Source organism: Leeuwenhoekiella polynyae (assembly GCF_004104075.1).
In the GTDB taxonomy this organism is placed as follows: domain Bacteria; phylum Bacteroidota; class Bacteroidia; order Flavobacteriales; family Flavobacteriaceae; genus Leeuwenhoekiella; species Leeuwenhoekiella polynyae.
In genome coordinates, this window is sequence record NZ_QOVK01000013.1 from 91,767 (window position 1) to 105,789 (window position 14,023).

Here is a 14,023-nt window from a genome sequence, read left to right on the forward strand (position 1 = left end):
AATTTAAATTATCCAGTAACTTTAGCTCACTAAACAAGTTATTACTATGGATCTTCAAGAATTAAAATATCCTATAGGGATTTTTGAAAAACCGGAAACTATCACAGCTTCTCAAATCGAAAACTGGATTCATACCATTCAAGATTTTCCGCGATCAATTACCCAATTAACCAAAAATCTTTCCAAAGATAGCTTAGCAAAAACCTACCGGCTCGATGGCTGGAATATTAAGCAGCTTGTACATCATTGCGCAGATAGTCATATGCATGCATTTATACGGTTTAAACTGGCATTAACTGAAAACACTCCACAAATCAAACCCTACTTTGAAGACAAGTGGGCTGAGCTGCCTGATACTGCATCAACACCTATAGAAGCTTCACTTAAACTTATTGAAGGCTTACATCTGCGCTGGGCGATTCTACTAAAGGTATTAGAACCTGAAGATCTGGAACGGACTTACATTCACCCGGAACACGGCAAACAGTTTACCTTAGCAGAAACCATTGGGATGTATGACTGGCACTGCAGGCATCATTTAGCACATATTAAAAATGCGCTCAACTCCTAGAAAATCATTATTTTAGAATATGCAAAAGACTTGCCCGGAGTGTGGAGATAAAATTATAGGTCGCGCAGATAAAAAATACTGCAGCGACTCGTGCAGAAATGCTGCAAACAATAAACTCAACAGCGACCGAAAGAACCTGATACGAAATACCAATAACAAACTGCGTAAAAATTATCGCATTCTCGAGTCTTTAAATCCTGACGACAAGACCAAAACCACAAAGAGTAAATTAGCTTTAGCAGGTTTTGATTTTAATTTGTTTACCAGCATTTATACTACAAAGGTCGGCACCGTTTATTACTTTGTTTATGATCAGGGCTATCTTCCGCTAGACAATGACTTTTATGCTCTGGTAAGACGCAACTGACAACTTCCAGGTAGTAGCATTTAAGTTTAAGCTAGGAATTCAAAAAAATAATTTATTTTGCAGAAAAATACACTTATTTCTTGCCTAGAATTCTAAATATTTTCCTCTTACTTTTCTGTATCTACAACGTACAAGCTCAAGAAATTGTCTGGCAAAAAACACTAGGAGGCATAAACCATGATTGGTGTAGTTTTATTAAAGAAGGAAAAGAGAACAACTATCTAGTTGCCGGATATACCTACAACAACACGGGAGATATTACGGATACCAATAATGGAGCTTCAGATATTTGGCTTGTTTCATTAAAAAAAGAAAATGGTTCTATTCAATGGCAAAAAACATTGGGAGGTGACGGAACTGATTATATTTCGCAAATATTTGAAACCCATGATGGTGGTTATCTACTATTGGGTAATTCAACTTCTGATTCTAATGGCGATAAAACTGATGTTTTTTATGGTGGTTGGGATGATATTTGGATCGTAAAACTAGATACTAATCTAAATATTGAATGGGATCTTACGTATGGGGGGGCTGGTACAGACAGAGTAGCAAATGCCGTAGTAACCAACCAAGGCTATTTAATTGCTAGTGGTTCAGACAGTCCAATTTCTGGAAGCAAGACTGCAGCATTGAAAGGTGAGTCTGACATTTGGTTACTTATGTTAGATTTTGATGGAAATGAAATCTGGCAAAAAACCTTGGGTGGAACTCAAGACGATATTCCAAGTCAAATAATGAAAACCAATGACGGCAACTTTATAATCGCTGCTAGTTCAAATTCTTCCATTTCTCAAGACAAATCAGAAGATGTACTAAATGATAATGGAACATTTGACTTTTGGATCATTAAAATCAATTCTTTAGGTGAAATTATATGGGATCATGTTTATGGTGGTACACATGGGGACATCAGCAGTAACATTATCCAAAGCTCCGATGGGAACTTTGTAGTTTCAGGAACATCGAATTCTCAGATTAATTTTGATAAATCAGAAGCGCCAATATGCAACTCAATAGACATTTGGATTCTGAAAATCACCACTGATGGCACAGTCATTTGGGATAAAACTTTAGGAGGAAATGATACAGAATCAGCTACCGCTCTCTTTGAAAATAGTTCAGGAAATATAGTTATTTCTGGTGACACGTATTCTGACCCTCTTGGTTATGTAAGTGAACCTTCTAACGGAGACAGTGATTACTGGCTTACTATAATTAGTCAAAATGGCGAATTTATAAGAGATAAACGTTTTGGAGGAAGTGGTTTAGACAGAAACTTAGGTACTATTCAAGATTCTCAGAGTAATTATATTCAAATAGGATGGTCAGACTCTAATATTTCTGGCGATAAAACTGAAAGTAATTATAGCCGTGATTGGTGGATATTAAAGTTCAACCTTTCTGATACTATCAATGATATAGAAACACCTCGTCTAATTACTCTCTCAGGTTGCCTTAATTCTGATTTGAAATTAGAGTCATCTACAGGATCTCGCTACGAGTGGACTGGCCCTAAAGGATTCTTTAGCACTATTCAAAATCCAACTTTGACCAATATAAATGCTGAAAAGACCGGAAGCTATCGAGTAAAAGTCTATTCAGAAAACAACTGTTTTACAGAAGAAATCGTTAATATTCAATTATTAGAAAATTGTGAAGAAAATATATCGGATATGAGTTACACTTTTCCCAAATTTTTCACACCTAATAATGATGGTTACAATGATTTATGGACGCCGGTTTCATCACAGTCCCAGATTATTGAAAAAGTCAATATTTTCAATCGCTTTGGCAAATTAGTAAAATCTCTTAATGAAAATGATTCTTGGGATGGTACTTATAATGGCAGAATGCTACCATCAACCGACTATTGGTTTAAAGCTACATTTACCGATAATACATTTAAAACAGGACATTTTACTTTAAAAAAGTGAGACCTTAAATCAATCGAATTACTTCCAGGTTGCGCCTTTTAACTTTAAAGCAGCCTTTATCACATCCATCTGACTGATTTGCCCTACTAGTTTTCCATTTTCAACAATAGGAAAACGGCGGTGTTTACGCTCAATAAAAAAGCGAGCTGCATCCAGCACATTCATATTTCCATCTATAGTTTCCACATCAATTGCCATGTTTTGTCCTACAGTTGCATTGAGCATTGGCAAGTTATGATATCGGCTATCTGATATGTGCTTGATACAATCCCCTTCAGAAATAACGCCTAACAACTCATAGTTTTCATTCACAACCGGTGCTCCTGAAATACGGTACTTGATCAGTTTTTGCATCACATCCATTATCGACTCGTCAGGTGTAAATGTGATAAGCCTTGTTGTCATATAATCTGAAACTTTAATATTTACTTCTTCGGCAACAACTTTAGATCGTTTACCCATAAAACTCTTGATTCCCATATGCTTATATTTTTAGACTCTTTAAATTAGACAAAATATCCGAGATATAGAAAACGATTTCTTTATCAAATTTTCAAATCACTTCAAGTCTTGTACATACCGGTCTTTCCTACTACCTTTAACCGAATATTCGTCTACCTATGAAAACGCATTACGCTGCCGTACTTTCTTTTTTGCTCATTCTGGGGCTTATTTATTTTAGTTTTTACACACACAAACCGCAAAGTATAGCTGATGCCAACACTCCGCTAACAGCATTTTCTACTGCGCGTGCACAAGCTTTTGTAGATTCTATAGCTCGTGAAGCGCATGGCGTGGGAATGCCGGCACATCAAACTACGCAAAACTATATCGTAAAAACGCTAGAAGGTTTTGGTCTCGAGACACAAATACAAACTGATTTTGCATATAAACCCGGCTGGGGCGCTTTAAGCAGAGCTGAAAATATAATCACACGCATTCCCGGTACAGGTTCTGGTCAGACGCTTTTGCTGATGTCGCATTACGACAGTGCACCGCATACAGCATCACACGGAGCAAGTGACGCCGGAAGCGGAGTTGCTGCGATTTTAGAAACCATAAGAGCCTATTTAGCCAAAGGCGAAAAAGCCAAAAATGATATTATTATTTTGTTTACAGATGCTGAAGAATTAGGTCTTAATGGTGCTTCGGTATTTGTGAACAAGCATCCATGGGCAAAAGATGTAGACCTGGCTTTAAACTTTGAAGCCCGTGGAAGCGGCGGCCCTTCTAATATGATCGTAGAGACCAACGGCGGGAACGGCAAACTGATCAAGGCTTTTGCTGAAGCCAACCCTTCTCATCCGTATGCAAACTCGCTGATGTATAGCGTTTATAAATTATTGCCTAACGATACTGACTCTACTGTCCTGCGCGAAGATGGCGATATTGATGGATTTTTCTTTGCGTTTATTGGCGATCACTTTGACTACCACACAGCCAATGATATTCCCAGCCGTCTAGATCCGGAGTCTTTAGAACATCAAGGCAGGTATCTATCGGCTCTTTTAGACTATTTTAAAGATGCAGATCTCAACTTAAAAGCAGATGAGGACTATGTCTATTTTAACCTTCCTATACTTAAAATGGCTTATTATCCATTCAGTTGGATTTTACCGATGCTAATAGGTGCTTGGATCTTATTTTTTATGGTACTCCTATATGGAATGCGCAAAAAACAACTCACAGTTTTAGGGGTTTTACGCGGGTTTCTTCCGTTACTCATTTCGCTTGTTTTAGCCTATTTAGTTAGCCTGGGCTGGAAGGCAATTTTAGCACTAGACCCTGCACAAGCCGATATTTTACAAGGCTTTCCTTATAATGGTTATGAACTTTTAGCCGGTTTTGTCGCGCTTATTTTAGCACTTACCTTTTTCATTTATAAACTCTTCTATAAACCCAACACAGCAGCTTCACTCAGTTTTGCACCGTTATTCTTTTGGCTACTCATTGCAACCGGAGTAGGCCTGTATTTAGAAGGCGCTTCCTTTTTTGTAATTCCTATTTATTTTGGATTGCTGAGTGTGTTTTTAATTTTAAAAAGCGACAAGCCCAACTTGTTTCTACTCACCCTTCTTTCTGCTCCGGCCCTATTTATCATAACCCATTATATCAAAGAATTTCCTGTGGGTCTGGGTCTCAAAATGCTGGTAGCAGCAACTGCGCTTACCGTATTACTTTTTGGCTTGTTGCTTCCGGTGATGGGCTATTATAAGATGAAAGGCAAACTTGCAATCTTATTTCTACTCGTGAGTGTTGGTGCTTTTATTTCGGCGTATGCAAAATCTGACTTCACCGAAGAAAGACGTTTTCCTACCAGTTTAAACTATGTTTACGATGCAGATACTGAAGAAGCATTTTTTGCTACTTACAACAACCAGCTAGACGATTGGCTGAAAACTAGTTTGGGAGAACATATACAAACCGCAGAAGAAGCCGGTAAAAATCCGGAATCCGGGAAATACGGGAGTCGGTATTCTTATATTTCAAAAGCACCGGTAACTTTTGTTGCACCTTCGCAAATTTACACTTCTAAGGATACTATAATTGATGGTGAGCGCAGACTGGATTTCACTGTATTTCCACAACGCAATGTGGGAGATATGATTTTATTGTGTCCAAAAGGCACTCCATTTAACCGGTTAAGCTTTAATGGGCAGGAGGTTTTATCCCGAGAAGGCGAAGCATTTCCGTTAGCAAATCGCTCTACAGACTATTTATTGAGCTACCGGCTTGTTGACAGAGAACCGCTCGAAGTGCATTTAACAATAGCAGCAGGTGCGCCGTTGCAATTTACGCTTTTTGATTATAGCTATGATCTTTTAGAAAACACAAGCTTTGACCTACCTTCGCGCCCTTTAAATGCTATGCCAATGCCTTTTGTAAATACCGATGCGCTGATCACCAAACAGCAAATCGAATTTTAAAAGCATTGTTTAAAATTGAATTATTATGAGCAGGATTGCTATCGCAGGATTAGGATGGTTGGGACTACCACTGGCCGCGCAATTACAAGAATTGGGACATACCGTAAAAGGTTCGGTTACTTCTAAAACCAAACAAGCAGAATTGAAAACCTACGGCGTTGATGTCTATCAGGTTGAAATTGCAGAAGACGAAATTCGCGGGGAGATCAATTCGTTTTTAGCAGATTCTGAAATTCTGATCATTTTAATTCCGCCTGGTTTACGCCGAAATACGGGTCACAACCACGCTTTGCGGATGGCCCAATTGCTGGATGCTGTTGAAAAATCTTCTGTACAAAAAGTGATTTTAATAAGCAGTACAGGCGTTTATGACGATTCTCAAGGAAAAGTTACCGAAGCTGATGTACCCAAACCTCAGGATAACAAAGGCAAGCAACTAGTAGAAGTTGAACAGATTTTCTTTAAGTCTACTGCGGTTAAAACTACCGTAATACGCTTTGGCGGACTCTTTGGCGGTAGCCGAAATCCGGTAAAATACCTTGCCGGTCGTACGGGTTTAAGCAATGGTAACGCGTCAGTGAATCTTATTCACCGTCAAGATTGTATGGGTGTTATTTTAGGCGTGATTTATAAAAATGCTTTTGGTCATATCATAAATGCGGTACACCCTGAGCATCCTGCAAAAGCGGTTTATTATAAAAAACAAGCAGAAGCTTTAGGTCTGGAACCTCCTGTTTATGAATCTGATAGAGATCAGACTTTTAAACAAATAGACTCTGTTACTTTAAAACCTTTATTAGGCTATACGTTTCAAAAAAACCTATAAAGCTTAAAACTCATTTCTGAGTAAACTACCTCGGGAAAACCCTATGAATCATTCGTTAAAACAAATTCCCCATTTTGAAACAAGCTTCGGGGTATTAAACCTTTTGGCGGTGCCAATAAAAAAACCCGGCAAGCACCTACCGGGTTTCTCATGTTAATCTTCTGGTTGGTCAGAAGAAAGGCTAACACTAACTAACAAAAGTCTAAGCTATTGCTCCTTCTAGTTGGAACAATTGCGCGTTTAAGTATTGTAAGGCACTTATCTTTTCTCGTGTTGGAACCAAAAGAGAAATGTTGTTATTACTACCGCCATATGCAATCATACGCACCGGGATAGAATTGAGAATACCAAATGCTTTATACGACTCGTGGTCTGCAATAAGGTTCTCTCCTACAATACAAATAATACTGTGATCTTCTTCGACAGTAACTTCAGCAATTACTGAAAGTTCGGTCAATATAGCTTTTAAGTGAGCGGTGTCATCAATGGTTAATGAGATAGCCACCTCAGAAGTAGTAATCATATCAATTGAGGTCTCGTGACGGTCAAACACTTCAAAAATCGTTCTCAGGAAACCGTGAGCACCTAGCATACGGTTCGATTTAATTTTTATAGCGGTAATACCATCTTTTGCAGAAATCGCTTTTAAACCCCGGTTATGGTACTCATTAGAAATTTTAGTTCCGGGAGCAGAAGGCTCAAACGTATTTTTTAACCAAACCGGAATATCACGATCTATTACCGGAGCCACGGTTTGCGGATGCAAAATTTTTGCTCCAAAATAAGCAAGCTCTGCTGCTTCGTTATAGGTCAAATGCTCAATAGGGTTTGTACCTTCTACATAACGAGGATCGTTGTTGTGCAACCCGTCAATATCTGTCCAGATCTGAACACCGGCAGCAGAAACCGCTGCTGCGATAATGGTTGCGCTAAAGTCGCTTCCACCACGCTTTAGTGTTGCTAAAGAACCCCGCTCATCACGACACACAAAACCTTGTGTAATGTATAATTGAGAAGGGTTTTGTTCCAATTGTGGCAATAAAGCTTCAGAAACTGAATCGATGTTTGGGTTTTCAACAGTGCCTACATTCATAAATGTACTTGCGTTTAAAAGCACATTTGCTACCTGTTCCTGATCTAAGAATTTTGAAATCATCCAGGTAAGGATGGTTTCACCATAAGTCACCAACTCAGCATAGGTGGTTAATGTACGTCCACCAGTTGCGATGTCTTTTAAAGCAGCTACAAACGTCTCAATTTGAGCTTTTGTTTCTGGCTGATTTTCTGCGGTAAACAGATTCTCTATTGCTTCAAAGTGTTTAGCCTGAAGCTGCTCCAGCACATTGGTGATTTGTGCAGAATCTTTATCTATACTTGCCTGATTGAGGCTTACTAATAAGTTTGTAACACCAGACATTGCAGAAAGCACCACAATCTTTGGCTTTTCGGTAACAGAAAGAATTTCTACTACTTTTCTGATATTTTGAGCACTTCCTACTGAAGTTCCTCCAAATTTTAAAACATTCATCTTCATCAAATTAATGCTGCATAGTTAAGCTGAAAAAAAGAAGCAAGAAAAAAATTCAACAATTTTATATAAATTTGTACAAATTGTTAAATATATAACATTGAAAACTATAACCTCTGTCGTAGAACAACTTATCAAACACCAGCCGTATACCGAAGATGCGCTGATGCGTAAGATCATCAATTACAGCGCACTAGCCGAAGATTTTAAACCCAGAATTGAAAAAGAATTAGGCAAGCCAGTCAATGTGGGTTCTGTTGTAATGGCATTGCGACGCTATTATCCGCAGAAACGCCTTGATGAAAAAATGATGCGGGACTTGGGAGACATTGTAGTACGCAGCGGCATTACAGATTTTACCTTTCTCAATTCAAACACCATTTTAGAAAGTCAGTCACAATTGCTTGAACAGACTAAAAGTATTCCCAAAGCTTATTTAACCTATTCGAGCACCTTTCACGAAAGCAATATTCTGGTTTCTAACGATCTGACCGAGCTTGTAGAACGTTGTTTTGAGAAAGAAACTTGCGTTATGGTGAAGCACGACTTATCTTCTTTATCTATTGCACTTCCGGTAAATAACTCAAAAACAGTGGGGCTTTACTTTTATATCTTTAAGCTGCTTGCTTACGAAGGCATACCCATTTTTGAAGCGATTTCCACTTCAAACTATTTTACTCTTTTTCTCGAAAAAGAATATGTGAATCAGGCTTTTGCTTTGGTAAACGAAATTAAAAACTAAAAAAGCCCGAAAGCAAATTGCTTTCGGGCTTTTGATTTTTATTTAAAATCTTCTTACCAGATGCGCACGCGCTTTTCAGCAGGTACAAACATAGGGTCGCCTTCTTTAATATCAAATGCCTCATAAAAAGCATCTATATTTTGAAGCGGTACATAAGCTCGGTACATTCCCGGAGAATGCGGGTCTGTTTTAATACGAGTACGCAACGCATCGTCACGCATTTTTGTACGCCAGATTGTCGCCCAACTGATGAAGAAACGTTGCTCTGGTGTATAACCATCTATTTCTTCTGGTCTTCCGTTTTTCTCATAGAATTTTTGCAATCCAGTGTAAGCAGCCAGAAGTCCGCCTAAATCTCCAATATTTTCACCTAAAGTAAATTTACCATTGATGTATAAACTGTCTGCAACTTCAATATTGCTATATTGTTCAGCAAGAGCACCACTGCGTTCTGTAAATGCTTCTAGATCTGCATCACTCCACCAATTTTTTAAGTTACCGTCACCGTCATAACGCGCACCGCTATCATCAAATGCATGTGAAATTTCGTGACCAATAACCGCTCCTATTCCTCCATAATTTACAGCTTCATCAGCCTGATAGTTATAAAACGGAGGTTGTAAAATAGCTGCCGGGAATACAATCTCGTTAAAAGAAGGATTGAAATATGCATTCACCGTTTGTGGAGACATTCCCCACTTCGTTTTATCAACCGGTTCTTTATATTCTGTATTATTCTCGTCAAGAGACCAAGCTCCTGCCGCTAATAGATTCTCAAAATATCCTTTATCAGCACTGATTTCTAACTTAGAATAATCTTCCCATTTGTCAGGATAACCAATTTTTACCGTGAACTTATTCAGTTTCTCAATAGCTTGCATTTTAGTAGAGTCGGTCATCCACTCCAGATTGTTGATGCGGTCTCTAAAAGCTTCTTTGATATTAGCGATCATAGTTTCCGCTTTAGCTTTCGCCTCTGGCGGAAATACTTTATCAACATATAATTTACCTAAAGCCTCACCCAAAGTGTTATCTACAGTTGCAAGTGCGCGCTCATCAGCTGGTTTTTGTTTTGGCGTACCGTTTAACGTTTTGCTGTAAAACTCCCAGTTTGCATACTCTAAGTCTGTAGTAAGTGCATCTGACCACGAGTTGAGTGTTGCCCATCTCATCAACAGTTTTAAATCTTCAACTGGAGTTGTAGTCAATACATTTTGCAATGCTTTCATGTATTTAGGCTGAAGTACGATAACGGTATCAACTTCTTTTTGTAACCCCTGATTCTCAAAATAAGCGGTCCAGTCAATCGCCGGAGTCAACTTTTGCAGTTGCGCTACACTCATTGGGTTATTTAGGTTACGCGCATCGCGCTGTTCTACTTTGTCAAGCTTTGGCTCTGCTAGTTTAGTTTCTAAAGCCAGAATACGTGCCGCTTCATCTTCAGCATTAGCTTTCTCATCACCTGCATACTCAAGAACCCAACTGATATACGCTTTATATTGCTCCCGAATCTCTTTTGATTTTTCATCCTGCTCCAGATAGTAGTCACGATCTGGCAATCCTAATCTTCCCGGAGTAATATAACCCGCATTCATCTTACTGTCTGAGAAATCTGAAAATACTCTGAAGTTAAAAAACGGAGTTCCTGTGCCGTTACGCATTTGTCCCACCCGTGCAACATCACGTGCCGAAGCAATTGCCGCAATACTATCTAAAGCGGGTTTAAGCGGAGTCAAACCAGCTTCATTACGCGCAACCGTATCCAGTTCGCTTTCAAAAAGTGCTAATGCTTTAGCCTGATCAGAACCTGCAGCGTAGGTGTTTTCTTTACGCGCATCTTCAATAATGGTTAAAACATCTTCACGCGTTTTTTTACGCAAAACACTAAAACCTCCCCAAACTGATTCTTCTTCAGGGATCTCTGTATTTTGCATCCAATTTCCATTTACAAATTTGTAAAAGTCATCTTGTGGCTTAACCAGCGTATCCATATTAGTTAGGTCTAACGCCGGAATTTGAACCGCTGCAACAGCATCATCTTTTTTTGCTTCTTCTTTGCAAGCGGTTAAACTTAAAATTCCGATAGATACCGGAATCATCATTTTAAACATTGAATTCATAAACTATAATAAGGGATTATTTTAAATTAATTGTCACGCATTTTTGCCCTTAGCAAACTATCGTGTTCTTTTTTAATCTGGGTTAATTCTGAAACATTTTCATTAGGGACAGCAATAGATAACACATAGTGTTGCACCTTCCAATTTTTACCATCCAGGCGCATAACACCAGATCCGCGACAAATACCCATCTGTGTATCCAGCAGTTCATCAAACCAGGCTATTTTAGACTTTTTAGGATGATAAACAGTTCGTTCAAGTGTTGTAAAACTCCAAGCTTTTCCCTTATCAAAATAAGGCTTTGCATATGCTTTAAACTGGTCTAGTTGCCAGTTTTCATCCGCATCTGTACCTATAAAGACAGCATCTTCAGTCATCAGATCATAATAAGCATCAAAATCTGCATCTGCAGCAGCTTTATGCCACTTTTCGAGTTGGCTATTTATTGCCATTTCTGTTTTATCACGCTGCTGTGCAAATAAGGATGCACTAGTTATTACAATAAATAAAATGAGTAATTTCTTCATTTTTTTAGTTTTGGACAGGGACATTATTGGCTCTTAGCAAGCTGTCACGACGTGTCTCTGGTGAATCTTTAACTGCTGAAAGCGAATCTGCTTCAACCTCGTATTGCTCTAGTAATTCTTCAATAGATTTCTGATGCTTTAAATTTATCTGAAGCTTTAAGTTCTGAAATGTGTTGTATAATTCTGTGGCTTCTTTATTAACTGCCGCTGTATCTACTTCAAGTTTTGAAGCTTCCTGAATAAGTGTATTAGTCTTTGTAAATAAGACCGTCAATCTAGATTCTATAGCCGTGTTTGCAAAACTGTCTTTTACTTTAGTTTGTGCCAGAGAAGCATTGCTAATCCAATCTTTACCATTTACCCTCAAATATCCCACGCGCACCGTGTCTAAAGCATCTATCTGAGCTGCCAGCTCCAGATAATTCTCCCAGCTTTCTGTAGCATTTTTTGCCGAAGGCGTTAATATAATCTCTTGCTTCTTATTTGGCTGATAGGCAATCTGCAGTGTATCTGTCGCCTCTCTGGGGTCAGCAACAACTTCTTGTTTTTCTTTACAAGAACTCAGACTTAAAAGAAGTATGAGTAAAAGATAAAAGCTAATTTTCATAAGATCAAATGTACACAAAGCTACGCATAAAAAAAGCCTCTATATAAAGAGGCTTCAACTATATACTTTACATCTTTTATAAAACTCGATTGAGTTTTTTATTGAGCGTGTCAAAAGCATTAATGATGGTTTCTATGTGATTTTCTACCACGCCTTCTCTAATTTCGCTCCGATTTACTTCACTGTAAAATTCATTAATTCTTGTATCTACTCGTTTTACTTGTTCTTTGATTTCAGGTCTTTTTAATTCCTGAGGCATTTGCATGATCATCGCGTTACAATTGTTGGCCAACTTATCCATAAACTCAATAGCGTTTAAAGGATTTGTATTTTCAATCATTGCGATATTTCGCTCTAAAGCCCAATAACCATCCCAGTTTTTAACGAGCTCTTCTACATCAGGATTTAGTTGCTCTACATGAGCCTGCAGCGCCATTTTAGAAGAAGGCGTATCTAAAGTGTTTTTACAACTTAGGAATAAGGATGTTAATACTACTATTTGAAGCAGGTGCCATTTCATTCTACTGGGGTTTTAACATTGCAAAGTTATGGGATCCAGGAGGCTCTAAACATATCAGGATTTATAAAGTATTGCTAAAACTTGTGGTGAAATCGCCTAAACGTTAGGCATTCTTTAACTAAAACCATTAAAAAAGGCTCTCTGTATGAGAGCCTTACATTTTTAAATAAATTTTATCTAATTACTGATTATCGTCAAAAAGACGCTTCTGTGAATTAGATACAGTTTCTTTAATCTCTTCATTAAGATCATCATAAGCCTCTTTCAATTCTTCTACCTGACTTGCGATCTTAGATTCATTAACACCAGCTTGAGCTGTAATGGCTTTTAGATCTGCTACTTCTTCTTTAATATCTTTAATATCTTCCTGAATTTCTTCAGTCATTATAGATTGAGGAATTGTATTTTCAAGATTCATTGCCTCTTGCTCTAGTTGTGTGATATAATCTGTGATCTCAGCTTCGGGCACTTTTTTCAATTCTAAATCACTTAAAGACCCTGAGAAAGTACGGTAGTCATCCCAAGCCTCAAAATCTGTTTTCATTGTAGGATCTGCTTCAACGTCATCCCAATTGATCTCATAATCTTCTGGCATAATTGGTCTTTCCGTTTTTAGCTGTGCTTCAGCGTAACGCGCTTTTTCTGCCGCGGTGCTATCTTTTACGGTTTGCACCTCTTTAGTATCTTCTTCTACCTGAGCTTCTTTTTCACCGGCATTCTTACAAGAAGTAAGTGAAGTTGCCAGTAAAAGTCCGGCTGCTGCAATTTGAATATATTTCATAATATCTGATTTAATAGTTAACGTGTAAATGTAATAGACAGAAGAATTGCTTTTTAAATACGCTCGCTAAAAATTACTTAAACTTTTTACTGAGAATTAACGAATATTCTCAATGGTGTTAAGCTATTTATTAAAAACGTTAATTATCTCTAAAAAACTGAAATTCAACACGCAGTAGCTTTCAAATTTTGGTATGTGAAGGTATCTTTCACAAAAAACTGTTTATGGAAACATCTGAAACTAATTCAGAATTTACTGAGCGCGAGCTCGATCGTATTATTGAAATGGCCTGGGAAGACCGCACTACCTTTGATGCTATAGCATTTCAATTTAACCTTAAAGAGCAAGAAGTTATAGCGCTTATGCGCAGAGAACTGAAACCTTCTAGCTTTAGAATGTGGCGTGCTCGTGTGCAGGGTAGAAGCACCAAACACGCTGCTAAGAGAACCTTTGAAAAAGGTACGTTTAAGAGCTCCAGGCAAAAGCAAATAACCCATAATAAAATAAGTAAGCGTTAACAATTATCTTATAAATAGGTCTAATTGAAAAATCCATCAATAATTGATGGAT

At 38.1% G+C, this 14,023-nt stretch carries 14 protein-coding genes; 7 read left to right on the forward strand and 7 right to left on the reverse strand.

Annotated features, from left to right (window positions below; translation table 11 throughout):
• The first annotated feature begins 46 nt into the window (after positions 1-46).
• The 3 genes from DSM02_RS13620 (at position 47) to DSM02_RS13630 (ending at position 2,875) form a co-directional block, all read left to right on the forward strand.
• Positions 47-571, forward strand: coding sequence for a YfiT family bacillithiol transferase (locus DSM02_RS13620; RefSeq protein ID WP_128766169.1), 525 nt, complete (start codon positions 47-49; stop codon positions 569-571).
• A 19-nt stretch (positions 572-590) separates the two neighbouring features.
• Positions 591-938, forward strand: coding sequence for a hypothetical protein (locus DSM02_RS13625; protein WP_128766170.1), 348 nt, complete (start codon positions 591-593; stop codon positions 936-938).
• Positions 939-1,018: 80 nt separating this feature from the next.
• On the forward strand, positions 1,019-2,875 hold the full coding sequence (locus tag DSM02_RS13630) for a T9SS type B sorting domain-containing protein (protein ID WP_128766171.1): 1,857 nt from the start codon (positions 1,019-1,021) through the stop codon (positions 2,873-2,875).
• A gap of 18 nt (positions 2,876-2,893) precedes the next feature.
• On the opposite strand, the gene DSM02_RS13635 is transcribed toward DSM02_RS13630, so the two are convergent.
• Entirely contained in the window at positions 2,894-3,355 is a 462-nt protein-coding gene (locus DSM02_RS13635) for a CBS domain-containing protein (protein ID WP_128766172.1), read from the reverse strand.
• A 140-nt stretch (positions 3,356-3,495) separates the two neighbouring features.
• On the opposite strand from DSM02_RS13635, the gene DSM02_RS13640 reads away from it, so the two are divergent.
• Positions 3,496-5,802, forward strand: a complete 2,307-nt coding sequence (locus DSM02_RS13640; RefSeq protein ID WP_128766173.1) for a M20/M25/M40 family metallo-hydrolase — start codon at positions 3,496-3,498, stop codon at positions 5,800-5,802.
• Positions 5,803-5,827: 25 nt separating this feature from the next.
• Positions 5,828-6,628, forward strand: a complete 801-nt coding sequence (locus tag DSM02_RS13645) for an NAD(P)H-binding protein (protein WP_128766174.1) — start codon at positions 5,828-5,830, stop codon at positions 6,626-6,628.
• Between the two features lie 202 nt (positions 6,629-6,830).
• Here DSM02_RS13645 and DSM02_RS13650 read toward each other — a convergent pair whose 3' ends face one another.
• Positions 6,831-8,156, reverse strand: a complete 1,326-nt coding sequence (locus DSM02_RS13650) for an aspartate kinase (RefSeq protein ID WP_128766175.1) — start codon at positions 8,154-8,156, stop codon at positions 6,831-6,833.
• Positions 8,157-8,256: 100 nt separating this feature from the next.
• On the opposite strand from DSM02_RS13650, the gene DSM02_RS13655 reads away from it, so the two are divergent.
• The gene (locus DSM02_RS13655) at positions 8,257-8,898 is read left to right on the forward strand and encodes a hypothetical protein (protein ID WP_128766176.1); all 642 of its coding nucleotides are present in this window, start codon (positions 8,257-8,259) and stop codon (positions 8,896-8,898) included.
• A 53-nt stretch (positions 8,899-8,951) separates the two neighbouring features.
• Here the strand turns inward: DSM02_RS13655 and DSM02_RS13660 are convergent, their stop codons facing one another.
• From DSM02_RS13660 to DSM02_RS13680, 5 genes are all read right to left on the reverse strand, one after another.
• Complete coding sequence (locus DSM02_RS13660; RefSeq protein WP_128766177.1) at positions 8,952-11,018, reverse strand: M13 family metallopeptidase; 2,067 nt, start codon at positions 11,016-11,018, stop codon at positions 8,952-8,954.
• A gap of 26 nt (positions 11,019-11,044) precedes the next feature.
• Positions 11,045-11,545 (reverse strand): nuclear transport factor 2 family protein, encoded by a 501-nt coding sequence (locus DSM02_RS13665; RefSeq protein ID WP_128766178.1) that lies wholly within the window; start codon positions 11,543-11,545, stop codon positions 11,045-11,047.
• Positions 11,546-11,549: 4 nt separating this feature from the next.
• Entirely contained in the window at positions 11,550-12,152 is a 603-nt protein-coding gene (locus DSM02_RS13670) for a hypothetical protein (RefSeq protein WP_128766179.1), read from the reverse strand.
• 76 nt (positions 12,153-12,228) lie between these two features.
• Positions 12,229-12,672, reverse strand: a complete 444-nt coding sequence (locus DSM02_RS13675; protein ID WP_128766180.1) for a hypothetical protein — start codon at positions 12,670-12,672, stop codon at positions 12,229-12,231.
• A gap of 181 nt (positions 12,673-12,853) precedes the next feature.
• Positions 12,854-13,453, reverse strand: coding sequence for a hypothetical protein (locus tag DSM02_RS13680; RefSeq protein WP_128766181.1), 600 nt, complete (start codon positions 13,451-13,453; stop codon positions 12,854-12,856).
• A 224-nt stretch (positions 13,454-13,677) separates the two neighbouring features.
• Here DSM02_RS13680 and DSM02_RS13685 point away from each other — a divergent pair, with 224 nt between their 5' ends.
• Positions 13,678-13,971 carry a TIGR03643 family protein gene (locus DSM02_RS13685; protein WP_128766182.1) on the forward strand — a complete coding sequence of 98 codons (294 nt, stop codon included), beginning with the start codon at positions 13,678-13,680 and terminating at the stop codon, positions 13,969-13,971.
• Positions 13,972-14,023 lie beyond the last annotated feature (52 nt).